This window comes from Legionella gratiana (genome assembly GCF_001467695.1).
Taxonomy (GTDB): Bacteria; Pseudomonadota; Gammaproteobacteria; order Legionellales; family Legionellaceae; genus Legionella; species Legionella gratiana.
The window spans coordinates 466968-483503 of the sequence record NZ_LNYE01000029.1; the positions used below are offsets into that span (position 1 = coordinate 466968).

Consider the following 16536-nt stretch of genomic DNA (forward strand, 5'->3'; position numbering starts at 1 on the left):
TTTTAGGAATGGGGATGCTATAAGCGTATCTTACAAATGCAGTTTTAAAACTTTCTTGGTCGGTATGCTTTTTCCTAATAAAATTCGTTCGATATGGGGGCGTAAGATATCCAGCTCCGTTGATTTAAAATGGCTATTGGGAAAATACGCTTCATTCATCCTTTGTTTGTTCAAAATGATTTTGTCTTGCTGGAATGCTAAATAAATGAAAGGCAAGAAAAGGAATTTTTTTACCCACCGATTCAACCAATGATTTCTGTAAATAATTAATAAGAATACTCGATATTCATTTGTATCATTTACTGGACTCAAGAAAAAAGTAAATCCGGCGGTAAGATGTTGATGGTTGTGATACTCCAGCTCAGCTATAAGTGGGGAGTTAAATCGCCCTATAGAAAATTGGCGATCGTGTTCCAAAAGGGAGCTTACCCATCCGGATTGTTTGTTTTCATTTTCATAACGTATTTCTGCACTAAACTTTTCTACAGTCAAGGTTGCAGTTACCATTTGCCTTTTATCATTATGTCTTAGTAAGCCCGCATGAACAAAATGAGTGTGGGTTGCATCTAAGACATTTTCCAATACATTAAGTAAATCACCTTTTAATTGAAATTGAATGCAATGTGATAAATACTCTTTACCTTGAAGTGTGGTTACTGAATATAAAGGTAAAGTATATTCATCAGGCTCCAAACAAACAAAAACCATGCCTAGATGCACTTGGGTTGCATAAGTAGGGACACAATAATGATGGGTATCAATAGGTTTGTTAAGACCAGGAATTGCGACACAAAGTCCTTGCGCATTAAAACGCCAACCATGATAACAGCATTGGATGCCATCTTCTGTTAATGTGCCTTCTGACAAAGGCACTCCTCGATGTGGGCAGCGGTCTTGCAGTACGATTACTTCTTCTTTTAACTTAAAAAGCACCAAGGGTATATTGCACAATAAAAAACGCTTTGGTCGTGTTTTTATCTCTTTAACCCAAGCTACAGGCAACCACTGGTTCTTTAAATTCATAATTGATACCTTTTCAAAATGGAAATGAACAGGCTATTGAGTAAACCTTGAATTATTCTCCATGCCATACGTCGATAAAGAGGCAAATGTTTGGTGTATACCGCAGAATATTCAATAAAAGGTTGCCCCCCACGCAAGCGTTTAAAACCCGAAGCACCAGAGCTCAAATTGAGGCAAATTCCCTTTTTATCAGTATAATCCAACACTAAGTAGATCAGCATGCGGTATAAGGCACATTGATTAGGAAGATGGGTGTTGTATCCAACCAGAGGTGCTGTGATTACCGTTTCGCTATCAAATATTCCCATAATTCCTTGCAGCACACCCTTTTTATCTCTGAGACCAAAAAAAGTCAGTAATTTGTTTGTATGCCAATAAGCAATTAAATCTTCACTAAATTGAGGATTATGTTGCGAATATTTTTTCAAATACAAGAGATTATACAAATGCACGATGACTGGATAATCCTGTTCCGAAATCTGCTCGTGCGTCACTAGCACGAACTCTCCCTTAGCTAAAGCTCTACGATCGTTTTGCGTGTTGTTGCGTTGTTTGAATAGGCAAAGTTTATTATCAAAAATATAAACCTGACGTGATGCTACACAAAAGAAATCCAACTGACGCAAATGTTCAAGAAGTTCTTTATTTGTATGTTCATTGAGCGAACGACACATAATCGCATGATGTGGGTAACGCACAGATAAGCTCTTTAAAGCCTCTTCTGCACCTTTACCATTCCAATCAGGGTAGGGGTTGGTCGACAAGTAGAAATTATTGATGCATACATTTTGATTAATATGCACCACTCTCAAAAAACCACCCAGAGCTTTCATGAGCCCGCTTAAAATCAATCGTAAAGGATAATTTTTAATTTTAAATAGCTCATCTTGTCCATAAGTGACTAGGGCGTTGTACGGAGAGCAGACGTATGAAGAGTGATATTCCTGATTATTGACGGTCACCGGAAAGATAAATCCGTCGATGTTTAAAGAAAACATTTGTGACTCTACATTGAACATCCATTTTTGCGTTGGTCCTTGGATAAAAGGCGCGCTGTATTTTTGACTTTTTTCGTTAAAGTTCATAAATACCCATTAAATTCAATGTCATCTGTAGAAGCACCGTGAAAACTTTTTCTTTCTTTCACCATACGCAAAATAATATTACCCAAGGTAACCATGCTTTTAAACCCCAACCAAGGGTAAGCCGGATCATCCAACACATCTTTCGCTGCACGATAATCAGCAATAAATTGCTTGGGATTCTCGCGTAAATACGGTAAACCATGCATCATCATTCCAAGTCCAAGCATCAATGCTTGTTCTGTTACTTGGTAATTTTGTTTTTTTCTATCCCAAATCTGTAACCAATTGAGGTAGGGCGCAACTAAATGAAATCCACTTGTTGTTCTTGGATTGCATTCTAAAACAAAGGCTCTCTTCTCGTTCAAAATAAAATCGAAGGCAATTTGTCCGCTAAATTGATATTGCTGACAAAATATCTCAATAAATTTTTGAATAGATTCTGGAGCTGCTGGTTCAAAATAAATTCCAGCAGCGGGGCCAGCAGTATATTTTGGATGGTAGCATGAGTGAATTAATACTTTTCCTTCATGTGCTATAGCATAGGCACAATATTCCTTTCCTCGAATGAAACGTTGTGCCAAATAAGGCACATCTAAAACTAATGCATCAATAACGTCCTGATTGGGTTTCAGGATCACATGCTCCCCAAAACGTGAGAATATGGGTTTTAAAACAATATCTGCATGCGAAGGAATCTGTTTCTTATCTTCTTCAGTACGTAATAACCAACTTTCTGGTGCGTTAAGTCCATAGTGTAATGCAAGTTGATTAAATTCGTGTTTGTTATGTAATGGATTGAGTCTGTGAAAGGGTTCGCAAAACAATTGGGTATGTTTGGATAATTCCTCATGGCCTTGGCTAATAAAGAAAATTTCTTCGCAGGTGGGAATTAACCAATCAATTTGATACTCAATCAATAATCTCTTGATCGCACTTAAAAAAGCATCCAAATTTCGGTTGGGTTTTGGGAAAGTCAGATGTTTTTTAAGCCCAGAGACAAAACGACCCAAGGGAAAATTCATACTGTCCGCACTATAAACTTCATGACCCTCTCGTATCAAAGTACGGATAATATCCATACTTGCTGGAGCACGGGCTCCTGTGACTAATACTCTCATTGCTCCCCATTTCCAATCAGTACTGGAAAAAAACTAAATGTTAATGTTCAAGACCGGTAAATAACTTTGTCCATCTTAGTTATAGTTTAAACTTGTTTCTGTCTTTCTCAAACTTAAAATTGATCCCGTATTTTGTTTTCTGAAATCCCTACTCTTGTTAAACTAGTGTGTGCTTGACATAAAAGGCATAGAAAAGCCTTTTATGTCGCTAAACGAACGTTATCCCATAAAGCTTGTCCCCAGCGAAAGCGGGGATTTGTACCCTTTATACGGGATTCAGTTCCCAATAAAAACAGTTCTATATAAAAATGACGTTTATTTTTTACATAGAACCCGCACTACCCTGTATTAATAGGAACTTAAAATGTCTTTTTTACCTGAGTTAAAACGTTATGCTCAGCAAATCAAGTTAGAGGAAATTGGTCTTTTTGGACAAGAAAAACTGCAAAAAGCAAGAGTATTGTGTGTAGGCGCTGGAGGAATTGGAGTTACGTTACTCACTTATCTTGCGGGTGCAGGGATTGGGACTCTAGGAATTATCGATGATGATTTTATTGAGGAAGGTAATTTGCATCGCCAAATTCTTTATCAAGAAAAGGATATTAGCAAGGCAAAAGCAGCTGTTGCAAAAAATAAATTGCAGGCGTTAAATTCAACTATTAATGTACACTCTTATGTGTTTCGTTTAACCGCAGATAATGCAGAAGAAATTATTGCTCAATACGATCTGGTGGCTGATTGTTCCGATAATTTTTATACGCGTTATCTAGTTCACGATACTTGCTATCGTCTCGAAATACCCTATGTTTACGCTAGTGCTTATCAGTTCCATGGCCATTGTTCTTTATTTCATGGAAGGAATAATCCCTGTTTGCATTGTTTATTTCCAGTCGTTCCTGATACAGGTGCAAATTGTCAGAGTGGTGGTGTTTTAGGTACTCTTCCTGGGTTATTGGGTATTTTGCAAGCAACAGAAATAATTAAATGGATTACCGCCAGTGGAGTTTCTCTACTGAATCGATTACTTAGTATCAATTTTCTAACCATGGACATAAAAAATATACGGCTCACTAAAAATGAAGAATGCCAATTTTGTGTTTATGGCCAGACTTTAGAGGAGCATGTTTTTGGATTGTGTATCGAATCGAATAAGGAGCAGTCTTTCGCAGTCTCAGGCGATAACTTATCCAATTTTTTGCAAGAAAATCCAGAGATATTATTGTTGGATGTCAGAACAACAGAAGAATACAGCCATAAAAATTTAGGTGGAAAATTAATTCCTTTAGCTGAGTTGCCTAGACGTTTGAATGAACTTGATCCTGCAAAGCCCATTCTTATTTATTGCCAGTCAGGTCAAAGAAGTCAACGAGCGGTACTTTTATTAAAAGAAGCTGGGTTTCGCACAATTTATCATTTGGCTCATGGAATCGATTCATTATCTAAATATTGAAAAACTGTTTTAATTTCCACTTTGATTCATTTACCTTAAGAACAATTCGCTATATGATGTCACGCGATTATCAATCGTAGATTAAAGGAGACAGTATGAGTTTTTTTATTAGCGATGCTTTTGCTGCAGCGGGGACTACACCAGCGCCTCAAGCAGATGGAACTTTTTCGCTCATTATGATCGCCGCTATTTTTGTGTTGTTTTATTTTATGCTCATTAGACCTCAAAACAAAAGAGCAAAAGAACATCGTGACTTAGTAAGTAATTTAAAGAAAGGCGATGAAATTATCACTTCAGGAGGCATATTAGCTAAAGTAGTTAGCCTAGATGAGCAATACATCAAAATTAGTCTTGCAGAAGGTGTGGAGATTAACTTACAAAAAGGCGCGGTGAGTGCTGTATTGCCGAAAGGTACTTTAAAATCCCTTTAAAAAGTCATAGGTACACGGAAATGCAAAATAAATATCCTTTATGGAAAAACCTGATGCTGATTGTTATTGCAGTAATTGGGTTAGTTTATGCCATCCCTAATTTGTATACGGAAAATCCTGTAGTACAGATATCATCTGAAACACCAGTAGATTACGATGAATTAAAAAATCAAGTAGAAGATATCTTAAATAAGAATAAGCTACAGTATAAATCTCTGATTGTACAAAGCGAAGGTGTTGAAGTGGTTTTTTCATCTACCGATGCTCAATTATTAGCTCGTGACTCCATTAAAAACGCTTTAGGATCTCAATATACAGTGGCTTTAAATTTGGCACCCTCTACTCCAAATTGGTTGGATGCGATTCATGCTGCGCCAATGAAGCAAGGCCTAGATCTTAGAGGTGGAGTGCACTTTTTATTAGAAGTTGATGTAGAAAGTGTAATTAGTCGCCGCTATGAAGGAATCATGAAAAACATCAGTCAGGAGTTAAGAGAACTTGGCATTCGTTATACAGGTATACGTTTTATACCTGATAAAGGTGTTGATTTACGTTTCCGTGATGCTGAATCTACGGATAATGCTTTTTTAGGTTTAAAAGAAAAATTACCTGATCTCGTTTTTGTAAAAAGTAAAATAAATAATGAAATTATAGCATCAGTCTCACCTACTGAGTTAAACACAATGCGGCAAAATACTATTGAACAAACAATGAGTATTTTACGTAATAGAGTGAATGAACTAGGCGTTGGTGAGGCAGTAGTTCAACAACAAGGTGCAACTCGGGTTGCTGTGGATTTACCAGGGATTCAGGATGCGGCGCGTGCTAAGCAAATTCTTGGAGGTACCGCAACACTGCAATTTTATTTAGTCGATCAAGATAATGATCCACAAATTGCCAAACAAACAGGGATCGTTCCTGTCAATGATAAATTATTGATGATGGATGGATATCCTATTTTATTAAAGAGACAAGTAGTTTTAAGTGGTGATTCAATCACTTCTGCAGTCTCTAGCTATGATCAGCAATCAGCAACTCCAGCAGTACAAATACAACTTGGTGGAGGGGGAGAAAGCTTATTTACTAAAGTTACCCGCGAAAATATTGGTAAGCGCATGGCTATTGTTTATGTTGAAACTAAAAACAACATACAAACGATCAATGGAGTTGAAAAAAGAATTACGCATCGCGAAGAACGTGTTATTAGTGCTCCGGTGATTCAAAATGCTTTGGGCAATAATTTCCAAATTACTGGACTTGCTGATTCTAAAGAAGCGAGCAATTTGGCTTTACTGTTAAGAGCGGGAGCATTACCAGCAGCAATCTATCCTATAGAAGAGCGTACTGTTGGTCCAACGTTAGGAAAAGAAAATATTCGCAGAGGTATGATTTCTCTAGAAGTGGGTATGGGCTTAATTCTAATTTTGATGTTGGTCTATTACCGGTTTTTTGGACTCATTGCTAATATTGCTTTGTTACTCAATCTGGTTTTGCTTTGTGCTTTATTATCAGTAATTGACGCAACTCTTACTCTTCCAGGGATTGCTGGAATTGTATTGACGGTAGGTATGGCTGTAGATGCGAATGTGTTGATTTATGAACGTATTCGTGAAGAATTACGCCATGGTTTGTCGCCACAAGCAGCAATTTATGCTGGATATGAGCGTGCTTTTTCAACCATTCTTGATGCGAATATAACAACCTTAATTGTAGCAATCATTCTCTTTGCAGTAGGGACGGGGCCTGTGCGTGGATTTGCGGTAACTCTTTCATTAGGATTATTAACTTCCATGCTTACAGGCATCACTTATACCCGTGGAATTGTAAATTGGTATTATGGTGGTAGAACTGTAAAGAAACTATCTATAGGTATTTAAAGGCGAGGCTCAGATGGAATTTTTTAATCCAAATTCAAACGTAGACTTTATGGGTGCTCGTCGTTGGACGGCGATGTTCTCTCTATTGATTTTTGTTCTTTCTATTGGTGCTTTGGCTTTCCATGGTTTGAAATGGGGCTTGGATTTTACGGGTGGAACTCAAATTGAAGTTTCATATTCTTCTGCCGCTGATTTACCCTCCATTCGAGAAAACTTAGCGAAAGCAGGGTTTAAAGAAGCACAGGTTGTAAGCTATGGTACGTCTAAAGATGTATTAATTAGTATTGCCCCACGTGAAGACAAAGAACAAGCACGTTTGGTCGATCAAGTTATGACTGCTTTGCCAGGAGCAACCAAGCAACGAGTGGATTTTGTTGGTCCACAAGTAGGGCAGGAATTAGCTACTAAGGGCGCGTTAGCTGTGGTAGTTTCATTATTAGCTACAATGATATATATCGCGATGCGCTTCGAATATAGACTTGCGGTGAGTTCTGCTGTTGCATTAATACATGATCCTGTTTTGATATTGGGGATCTTTGCTTTTTTTGGTGTCGAATTTGATTTAAAGGCATTAGCTGGATTATTAGCTGTAATTGGATATTCATTAAATGATACGATCGTAGTTTTTGATAGGGTGCGTGAAAATTTTGTTAAAATTCGTCGCGCTACTTCTATTGAAATTATGAATATCTCGATTAACCAGACACTATCGCGAACCATTATGACTTCTATGTTGACACTTTTTGTGGTTCTTGCATTGTTTATTTATGGTGGAGAAGCCATACATGGATTTTCTTTAGCATTGATCATTGGTATTATTATTGGTACGTATTCTTCTATCTATGTAGCTGGAGCTTTGGCTGTAGCAATGGGGCTAGATAGAAAAGATTTTATGCCAAGTCAGCGCAAAGAAATTGATAGTCGTCCTTAAATCAAATTTAATACAGATGCAGTTGGATCTTGAGTATATTAACTTTTCTCACAAAGGTTCAACTGTATCAGTGCTCTTTTAGGAATAAGTAATTTTGTATCTGTTCAAGGAAAGGACTGCTTGCCTCTTGACGAAAAACTTTATTTGAGAGCGCAGGGTGCACTACCATTAAGTGATAAATTTCCAATCTAAGCAAGTGGTATTGTGTTAAACCAAGGAGAGCCCTCAATGCAGCCTTTCGGTGCATGAGGCGTGAACGATTTCACTTTTTAAATGAGGGCTAATCCATCAATTTCATCAGGCTCTGTGATTATAGGTTCTTTACTGTCTGATTGCTTTCCTCCTGAATTTTGTTGATTTGGGTTCCATAGCGTTAATTGTTTGTTAAATTCTTCGAGTATTTCAGGAGGAATTTGCATCGGGGTATCTTTTATTTCTTCACCTTCAATATGTACTTCACCTGTTTCTGTAATTTCAAGAGTTTTTTTGGTACATCCTTGAGGTAATTCATTTTCAGGAACAAGTTGGATAGGAATTCCAGCAATGATCGGTGCACCATCAGCAAGGCGTATTCCATCTATGATTGCAAGTTGCGGTGTCTTGCTGTAGTAACGACTAATTAAAGAACATACAGACCAAAGTAGATTATAAGCAAGATCAAAAGGAAGTCCTACTCCCATACCTATTCCTTGACCCAGATATCCGGCTGCTTTACCCATAGCATGGGCAAGACTTATTGTACAAAAAGAAGTGAGAAGCTTAGTTGCAATTACGGGAGCCAAAAGAGCAACCCCAGTAGTTCCCGCTGGGCTGAAAACTAATAAAGTACTGCCAACCAGAGCAGTTAATTGAACACGAGGAGTGATTGCTGTTGTAGAGTTAGTCACTCCTTCTGCCAATACAACGCCAACGGTTGCTCCAACGTAAGAAAATGCCATTCCAAAGAAAGGTTGAGTAATTGAGATAACAGGAAAGCTTGTATATTGATCTTTTTTTTCTTTTTTATGGCACATTTCTTTTAAAAATGTAGAAAACTGTTCCCACTCTTTTTCGGTAAATGGCAAAATTCCTTTTTTTGCTAATGAAATATTAGCTTGTTCAAAAGCACCAGTGGTTTCAATAAGTCGTTTTGCAGTCAAGTAGTATTCTTCTTTATCCTCATCATCTAAGAAATTTTCAGAGGTTATCCCTAAATTATCTTCGATGATTCGGTATAAAACGGAGTTTCTTTTTGAACTGCTAATTTGAGATTGTACATAAAGACAGGCTGCCATCATAAATCGTGACGCAATAATGTAAACATGTCGTTGTATTGGAGTTTTAATTTCATCTTCATTTAATAAATGTACTTTAAAAATCGCATACATCTTTTCTAAAAATGCAATTTGCTTGCTTCTATTCACAACATCAGTTCCACCAAAAAAAACAGGTGTACCTATAATTGAAGGCTTCGCATTGAGATCAACATGCTTTTCAGTTTCATAAGCTTTACGTAGGTTATCAAATTTGGCTAGATTTCCTGGTGCAAGAATAAAGTGCATAATGTCTCCCGTCCTTTTGGTATGCAATGTACGTGTTGTTCCATTAGATATTAATCTTACTTCTAAATTGTATAAATGCAATGTTATTTGATTATTTTTTACTAAATTGTTGTATTAAATTGAAAGTTTTTAGTTTATTTAGAGATTAACTCATTGAAATGATGCTTTTTTTCAAGATTGTGATACTTTTAATTTATTGGCTATAGTATTGTTCATCAAACTAAGTTTTTATAAGGTAAGTGAATTGATAGACAACACGCAACAGGTAAGCTTCATGGAAAGGCTTAAGCATTTGTTTAAGCTTCTTCGCATATCGCATTGGACTAAAGGTGCGTTTGTAATGCTTGGATTTTGTTATACACCTATTCCTGGATATTTTATTCCTGCAGTATTAGCTACCTTGGCTTTTTGCCTTATTTCCAGTGCTGTGTATGTTTATAATGATATTGAAGATCGAACCGAAGATAGTTTACACCCCCATAAACGACATAGACCATTAGCAAGTGAGAAAATTACAGTTTCTGAGGCAATTTTTATGCTGTTTTTGCTTTTACTTGCTGGGCTTACTTTAGGTTGGTTAATTTCCAAAAAATTAGCAATTATTCTTTGTATTTATTTAGTAATAAATATAGCTTATAACCATCTTTTTAAACTTATTCCTGTTATCGATGTGCTTTGTATTGCCGCGGGATTCCTGCTGCGTGTGTTGGCTGGTACTGCAGGTATTGGTTTAGCTATTTCTGTTTGGCTTATTATTGCAGCAACGTTAGTGAGCCTTTTTATTGCCTTAAATAAACGCAGAATGGAAATGCAATTAGGCCTAAAACATACAACACGTAAAGTATTGAAGAAGTATAATCCTTTAATGCTTCATTGGTTAATAATTGCTATAGGTGCTGCTAGCTTTCTTACTTATGTTTTTTATATTATTTACGCAAGAGATCAGTCCTTTTATTTTATGTTGACTGTACCTTTTGCAGCGATCGCATTATGGCGTTTTGCTTGGCTTGCAATGCAAGACCTTGAAAATGACGATCCTGTAATCGTTTTTTTAAGCGATCGGTTATCACGAATTAATCTTTGGTGCTTTATTGTTTTAACTTTTATGGCATTAGCTCAATGAAATCTGAATTACGCTGGTATGATTGTATTTTCATTGTATTATTTTTCTATTTACTGATTTTACAAATACAGGCGATCTGGCCATTTACCATTGATGATATGTATATCTCCTTGCGCTATTCGAGACATTGGGTAGCAGGTAACGGTTTATTGTGGAATGTACAAGCTCCTCCAGTGGAAGGTTATTCAAATTTTCTTTTTGTTGCACTTGGAGCTTTAACACTCCTTTTAAAAGGGAATCCAATTATTGTTTTAAAAATTGCAGGATTAATTGGACTTTATTTTACCTGTTATTTTATCTACTTAATTAGTCGATTTTGGTTTTCTAAACGAAAATCACTCCTCCCTTGTTTGGGTTTATTACTTTACAAAGGGCAAATTATTTGGGCAATTAGTGGTTTGGAAACAGCTGTTTACCAAGCATTTATTTGTGGGACTGTATATTTCTGCTTCAGAGGAATGGGATATCAATTGTTCCCCCATTCTCGTAGCAAATCAGAAAACATTTACTTTATTTTTGCGGGATTATTTCTTGCACTTGCGGGAATGACTCGACCGGAAGCTCCAGCTTTAATGATATTATTTTTTATTTTGCTTTGTTGGGATAGACCTCAAAAAGAAATAAAACATTATTGGCAAGGAGTGTTTCTTTTCTGTGCGGCTCTTGCTCTATTTTATGGACCTTATTTTTTATGGCGTCTCACTTATTTTGGATTTCTTTTTCCTAATTCAGTGTATTGTAAAGGATTATCTAATGTTTTTACGTTGACTTTAGATAGAAATTATTTAAAGTTGATATGGCCATTTGCTCTTCTTGCTCTACCTGCCTGTAGTATGTCTGAAGGAAAGCGACATTATTTTTTATGGTTGCCTAGTGTTTTGTATTTAATAATGTTGGTAAATTCAGATCCAATAGTTGCTTTTGATAATCGTCTTTTTTTACCTGCATTTGCGTTGCTTCTTCCTTTAGCATTGCTAGGGATTAGTACTTTGGTAGACGCTTTTTGGCAAAAAAGAGATTTTGTTTTTAACACACTTTTTTATTTAATCTATTTTACAGTAGTATTCTTTTTTATACCGAAAATGAGTTTGTCAGATTATCGTTATTTTTATCAAAATCCTATTCGAGGAGAGCAGTTACGTATTAAGGTAGTAGATTGGTTAAATAGTCATGTTGCTTTTGGGGCTTCAGTGGTTTTGGCCGATTGTGGACTGATACCTTATTTAAGTCATTTAAATTTTATTGATTCATATTGCTTAAATAATTTAACAATGGCGCATTATCCTGAAAAACTCAGGTATGAACTATTTTGCAACACTATTTTGCATAAAAAACCAGAAGTTATTATTTTGACTTCATTAATTGAACAAAGAAAAGTAATATATACGCCTAGTGATGTTTGTTTAAAGAAATTGTTAAACAAGCAAAATAAGTATACATTAAGTCAAATTTACATGACTAATAATTCTGATTCAATTTATCGTTATGAGATATATACAAACTCTTCTGTTATTTCACCGATTAGTCAATAGTTTTTTTATCAAAGTTTTTCATTATAAAGAGCGATTTTTTGGTGTTATGAATGCAAACTTCATGTACTATCTCTTCATCACAAATGAGTTCAGAAGGATTAGTATATGATCGAAATTGTGAAAATTTTTTTGAAGAGGTTGTATCTAAAATCACCCGTTCTTCTGAATGATATTCTTGCAATTCCTATAGCTTGGTATGCTGCTTATTGGTTACGTTATAATTTGCAACCCTTCCCGGAAATACTTACGTCTACACATTCGTTTATTGCTTTGGTTTTGTTAACAATTATTCAGGTGACTTGCTATTTCTATTTTAAAACATATCGAGGTTTATGGCGTTTTTTTTCATTAAACGATGTAATTAGAATATTGAAAGCATCTTTGACTGCCACGATAATAGTAATTCCTGTTTTGTATCTAACTTCTATTCTTCATGAACTGCCTCGTTCATTATTTCCTTTGTACGATGTTATTTTAACTGCTTTTCTTTGTGGTGGTAGGCTATTGAGACGGATTTATTGGGATCAACAAGCTAGAGGCAGTCAGACGGCCGAAATAAAGCGAGTGCTTATTGTCGGTGCTGGTATGGCTGGTGAGGGTTTAGTCCGAGATTTAAAACGTAGCCATCAGTACAAGCCGATTGGTTTTATTGATGATAACTTATCTAAGAAAGGCTTAGAAGTTCACGGGGTCCCAGTCTTGGGAACTACAAGTCAAATTACCATGCGAGTTCGAGAATATACAATTGATTTGATTTTTATTGCTATTCCTTCAGCAAGTTCTTCAATTATGCGGCGTATCGTAACCTATTGCGAAAATAGTAATGTTCCTTTCAGTACACTCCCAGGCCTCAATGATTTAGCCTCTGGTAGAGTTGAAGTGAATGCCTTAAGGCCGGTAAATATAGAAGACTTATTAGGAAGAGAACAAGTTCATTTGCAATGGGATAAGTTAATCGCCGGAATTTCTGAAAAAAGAGTATTGGTAACTGGCGGAGGAGGATCCATTGGCTCTGAATTATGCAGGCAAATTTTGGCTCTTAAACCCCAAAGTTTGGTAATTGTTGACAATAGTGAATTTAATTTATACCAAATTGAACTTGAGTTGAAACAGAGCTTTCCAGATATTCCTTTAGAACTTAAATTGGTGAGTGTTACTGATGAAGTAGCTATTAATCATCTGTTTTCTGATTACTCTCCTGAAATTGTATTTCATGCTGCTGCTTATAAACATGTTCCTCTTTTGCAAAATCAAATACGTGTTGCTGTTTTGAATAATATTTTAGGAACTCAGATTGTTGCAAAAGCCAGTGTATTTGCTCATACTGAAAAATTTATTTTAATTTCCACTGATAAAGCAGTAAATCCAACTAATATTATGGGAACTACCAAGAGAGTTGCAGAAATTTTTTGTCAGAATTTGAATAGTAGAGTAAAGACTCAATTTATTACAGTTCGTTTTGGTAATGTTTTAGGTTCTGCCGGAAGTGTGGTTCCACTGTTTCAAAAACAATTGCAAAGTGGTGGTCCAATAAAGGTAACTCATCCCGATATGCAACGATATTTTATGACTATACCCGAAGCAAGCCAGTTAATTTTGCAGGCTATGGTTAATGGACAAGGTGGTGAAATTTTTGTGCTTGATATGGGCGAGCCGATTAAAATCAGCTACTTGGCAGAGCAAATGATCCGTTTGGCAGGGAAAGAGCCCGGAAAAGATATCATGATCGAATACACGGGTTTACGTCCAGGAGAAAAATTGTTTGAGGAGCTTTTCCATGAGTCAGAACAATTGGATTCAACCGAACATGAGAAATTATTCAAAGCAAAGTTTCGTGAATTAAATTGGGATGAGCTCATGCAAACAATGAATTTACTCAACAATGCGTGCAAAGAAAACCAAGAGGATGAATTACTTATTTTATTGAAGAGCTTGGTTCCCGAATTACACACAACTGTTCTAAAGACAGTATGTTAATTCCACCTTTTTAAGGTAGAGGTATTTTAACCTAGAAAAAGCAGTTGGGTCTTACTATGCGAGCTTAAAAGTACTTAACCTTCCTGATTTTTTTAAATTTTTTTGTGAAAGTAGTTACCACTACGGTGAACAAAAAAATTTAAAAAATCCAACATCTTCAGCACTTTTAACTCGCTCACTATGGAATCACCGTTTTTTCTAGGTTTAATTTTTAATTAAGAGAAAAGAGGTTTTTGAAATGATAGTTTCTTATGATGATTTTGCAAAAATAGAATTGCGTTCTGGCACAGTTGTTAAAGTTGAAGAATTTCCACGTACAAAGAAACCAGCATATAAGGTATGGGTTGATTTTGGTAAGGATATAGGTATCTTGCAAACTTCTGCACAAGTCACAGTCCATTACACTCCGGAGTCTTTATTGGGACGATCCGTAGTAGGATGTGTCAATTTAGGCGAAAAGAATATTGCAGGTTTTATATCTCAGTTTTTATTAGTTGGATTTTCTGATGAGAATGGAGCTATATGTTTGATTACAACTGATCCAAAAGTACCTAATGGACAAAAGTTACATTAATTGTATGTCCCCCTGAACAGTACAATCAAACTGGGGGAAATAGATCATGAAATTTAACTCGAGTTTTTAAGTGTAAAGCTTTTTTCCTCTTCTTGGATAAATCAAAGATCTTATATATTATTATAGGAATCACAAAGCTAACCATACCAATATAGAAAGCGATTTTATAGGTTGGATCTTTATTGAGTACTAAGAAAAACAACGCAATAAACATGAGTATGATTGCAAGAATCCCGGTATAGGGTGAATATGGGGTTACATAGCGGAGATTTGCTGTTGTATATCCTGCTTGATATAATCTGCTTCTAAAACGAATCTGTGATGTGCATAAAGATATCCATGCAAGTGTACCCGTAAAACCAGATACAAGCAGTAGGGCTATATAGAGCTTTGTTTGTCCAAAAAAGTAACCTACACCCAAAAGGATCCAAATGGTTATTAATGTTGCAATAACCGCATTTCTGGGTACAGAATTTTCATTAAATTTTGCAAAGGTATGCGGTGCCATTCCATCACGGGCTAGGGCATTCAAAGCGCGTACAGTGCCGTAAAATCCAGAATTAGCACAAGATAAAGTTGCACTAAGGGTCACAAAGCTGGTTACTGTTCCGGCCCATTTTAGATTATAGAAATTGAGTGCATCAGCAAATACTGAGTTTGATAAACCTGCTTTTTGCCAAGGAAAAATTAATACCAAGCAAAATACCGGAATAATGTAGATGAAAAGAATTCTTAAAGTGACATTTCTAATAGCATGTGGAATCATTCTTGCCGGATTTTCTGATTCTCCAGCAGCAAGACCAATGATTTCAGATCCTTGATAATTCACTAACAAAAGAACCATGGCTGTTAACAACGGCATAGTTCCATTAGGAAGAAAGCCGCCGTCACCCAAAATATATCTAGTTCCAATTATGCCATTAGACGCTGTACCATGAATTAAGCCAAAGAAAATTAAAATCGATAGAATAACAAAGCCTAATAAAGCTAAAATTTTAATTAAAGCAAGCCAAAACTCAATTTCTCCAAAAGTATCTACTTTTGCAAGGTTAATATAAGTAATAAGTAAACCAAAACAAATGGCCCATACATAGCCATTTACCCCAGTAAACATTTCCATAATTATCCCCCCCGCCACACATTCAGCGGGGATATACGCCACCCAACTAATCCAATAAGACCACCCCACACCACAAGCAACTGATGGAGATATAAAGTCAGCAGTATAAGTAACGAAGGAACCTGAAATGGGAATAGCTACAGCAAGTTCACCCATACAAAGCATGGTTAAGAAAATGATTAAACCGCCTAATATATAAGCTAAAAATACAGAGGGTCCGACCAGGTTTATGACTTCACCTGTGCCTAAAAAGTAGCCTGAACCAATAATCCCCCCCAATGCAATAAGTTGCACATGACGGTCTTTTAATCTGCGGCTATAACCACTGTCTTTAACGGTTCTTTCTGTCTCTACTGTACTATTTTTCACGAGCTGTTTATTTCTCACAGGTTGACATGATTTTGGTGACGCTATGTTATATTCATCTGCAATAATTTAAAACTATTCTTAATTAAAAAAGCAGAAAAATATTTCCTATGTTACATTAAATTCATTTTCTACTGATGTAGAAAATTATTCAGCATACCATTATAAATTATTTTTTATCTATTTGAATATTTTTTTGCTAGTTTGGTGAAAAATATTGTTAACTAAAGTTAGGACATTCATATTTAGTTTTGCAAGAACGAGCAAAAAAAGCCAATTTTATTTTATTTTTCAATAAAACTAATTACTCAACGATTCTATTTCGTTTTAGGTTAGAACAAAACAAATAATGCGTATAAGCTGTTGCATCATCATTTAACTTAAGTAT

The 16536-nt window shown here is 35.9% G+C and carries 13 protein-coding genes; 8 read left to right on the plus strand and 5 right to left on the minus strand.

Going from position 1 to position 16536, the window contains the following annotated elements; all coding sequences use genetic code 11:
- Positions 1-30: 30 nt before the first annotated feature.
- From Lgra_RS15050 to Lgra_RS15060, 3 genes are read right to left on the minus strand one after another with little or no spacing between them, the layout of a single operon-like run.
- Positions 31-1023 (minus strand): Rieske 2Fe-2S domain-containing protein, encoded by a 993-nt coding sequence (locus Lgra_RS15050; RefSeq protein WP_058500076.1) that lies wholly within the window; start codon positions 1021-1023, stop codon positions 31-33.
- Positions 1020-2108, minus strand: coding sequence for a hypothetical protein (locus Lgra_RS15055; protein WP_058500077.1), 1089 nt, complete (start codon positions 2106-2108; stop codon positions 1020-1022). The genes Lgra_RS15050 and Lgra_RS15055 overlap by 4 nt, the downstream gene beginning before the upstream one ends.
- On the minus strand, positions 2105-3226 hold the full coding sequence (locus Lgra_RS15060) for an ATP-grasp domain-containing protein (RefSeq protein ID WP_058500078.1): 1122 nt from the start codon (positions 3224-3226) through the stop codon (positions 2105-2107). The genes Lgra_RS15055 and Lgra_RS15060 overlap by 4 nt, the downstream gene beginning before the upstream one ends.
- A 364-nt stretch (positions 3227-3590) precedes the next feature.
- On the opposite strand from Lgra_RS15060, the gene Lgra_RS15065 reads away from it, so the two are divergent.
- The 4 genes from Lgra_RS15065 to secF all read left to right on the plus strand — a co-directional run bounded on the left by Lgra_RS15065 (position 3591) and on the right by secF (position 7915).
- A complete protein-coding gene (locus Lgra_RS15065; protein WP_058500079.1) occupies positions 3591-4676 on the plus strand; it encodes a HesA/MoeB/ThiF family protein in 1086 nt (361 codons plus the stop codon).
- Between the two features lie 95 nt (positions 4677-4771).
- Complete coding sequence (yajC, locus tag Lgra_RS15070; protein ID WP_058500080.1) at positions 4772-5107, plus strand: preprotein translocase subunit YajC; 336 nt, start codon at positions 4772-4774, stop codon at positions 5105-5107.
- 20 nt (positions 5108-5127) lie between these two features.
- Positions 5128-6984, plus strand: a complete 1857-nt coding sequence (secD, locus tag Lgra_RS15075) for a protein translocase subunit SecD (protein ID WP_058500081.1) — start codon at positions 5128-5130, stop codon at positions 6982-6984.
- 13 nt (positions 6985-6997) lie between these two features.
- Positions 6998-7915, plus strand: coding sequence for a protein translocase subunit SecF (secF, locus tag Lgra_RS15080; protein ID WP_058500082.1), 918 nt, complete (start codon positions 6998-7000; stop codon positions 7913-7915).
- Positions 7916-8184: 269 nt separating this feature from the next.
- Here secF and Lgra_RS15085 read toward each other — a convergent pair whose 3' ends face one another.
- On the minus strand, positions 8185-9456 hold the full coding sequence (locus Lgra_RS15085) for a hypothetical protein (protein ID WP_058500083.1): 1272 nt from the start codon (positions 9454-9456) through the stop codon (positions 8185-8187).
- Between the two features lie 274 nt (positions 9457-9730).
- Here Lgra_RS15085 and Lgra_RS15090 point away from each other — a divergent pair, with 274 nt between their 5' ends.
- The 4 genes from Lgra_RS15090 to Lgra_RS15105 all read left to right on the plus strand — a co-directional run bounded on the left by Lgra_RS15090 (position 9731) and on the right by Lgra_RS15105 (position 14662).
- A complete protein-coding gene (locus Lgra_RS15090; RefSeq protein ID WP_058500084.1) occupies positions 9731-10579 on the plus strand; it encodes a decaprenyl-phosphate phosphoribosyltransferase in 849 nt (282 codons plus the stop codon).
- Positions 10576-12111 (plus strand): protein LphB, encoded by a 1536-nt coding sequence (locus Lgra_RS15095; protein ID WP_058500085.1) that lies wholly within the window; start codon positions 10576-10578, stop codon positions 12109-12111. The genes Lgra_RS15090 and Lgra_RS15095 overlap by 4 nt, the downstream gene beginning before the upstream one ends.
- A 105-nt stretch (positions 12112-12216) precedes the next feature.
- Positions 12217-14088: a polysaccharide biosynthesis protein gene (locus Lgra_RS15100; protein WP_058500086.1), complete on the plus strand. Its 1872-nt coding sequence runs from the start codon at positions 12217-12219 to the stop codon at positions 14086-14088.
- Between the two features lie 238 nt (positions 14089-14326).
- A complete protein-coding gene (locus Lgra_RS15105) occupies positions 14327-14662 on the plus strand; it encodes a tRNA-binding protein (RefSeq protein WP_058500087.1) in 336 nt (111 codons plus the stop codon).
- A gap of 25 nt (positions 14663-14687) precedes the next feature.
- On the opposite strand, the gene Lgra_RS15110 is transcribed toward Lgra_RS15105, so the two are convergent.
- Complete coding sequence (locus tag Lgra_RS15110; protein WP_172468387.1) at positions 14688-16151, minus strand: amino acid permease; 1464 nt, start codon at positions 16149-16151, stop codon at positions 14688-14690.
- Positions 16152-16536 lie beyond the last annotated feature (385 nt).

Coding starts and splice junctions, on each gene's coding strand:
- Lgra_RS15050 (WP_058500076.1), bottom strand. CDS start 1,023: ATGAATTTAAAGAACCAGTGGTTGCCTGTAGCTTGGGTTAAAGAGATA.
- Lgra_RS15055 (WP_058500077.1), bottom strand. CDS start 2,108: ATGAACTTTAACGAAAAAAGTCAAAAATACAGCGCGCCTTTTATCCAA.
- Lgra_RS15060 (WP_058500078.1), bottom strand. CDS start 3,226: ATGAGAGTATTAGTCACAGGAGCCCGTGCTCCAGCAAGTATGGATATT.
- Lgra_RS15065 (WP_058500079.1), top strand. CDS start 3,591: ATGTCTTTTTTACCTGAGTTAAAACGTTATGCTCAGCAAATCAAGTTA.
- yajC (WP_058500080.1), top strand. CDS start 4,772: ATGAGTTTTTTTATTAGCGATGCTTTTGCTGCAGCGGGGACTACACCA.
- secD (WP_058500081.1), top strand. CDS start 5,128: ATGCAAAATAAATATCCTTTATGGAAAAACCTGATGCTGATTGTTATT.
- secF (WP_058500082.1), top strand. CDS start 6,998: ATGGAATTTTTTAATCCAAATTCAAACGTAGACTTTATGGGTGCTCGT.
- Lgra_RS15085 (WP_058500083.1), bottom strand. CDS start 9,456: ATGCACTTTATTCTTGCACCAGGAAATCTAGCCAAATTTGATAACCTA.
- Lgra_RS15090 (WP_058500084.1), top strand. CDS start 9,731: ATGGAAAGGCTTAAGCATTTGTTTAAGCTTCTTCGCATATCGCATTGG.
- Lgra_RS15095 (WP_058500085.1), top strand. CDS start 10,576: ATGAAATCTGAATTACGCTGGTATGATTGTATTTTCATTGTATTATTT.
- Lgra_RS15100 (WP_058500086.1), top strand. CDS start 12,217: ATGATCGAAATTGTGAAAATTTTTTTGAAGAGGTTGTATCTAAAATCA.
- Lgra_RS15105 (WP_058500087.1), top strand. CDS start 14,327: ATGATAGTTTCTTATGATGATTTTGCAAAAATAGAATTGCGTTCTGGC.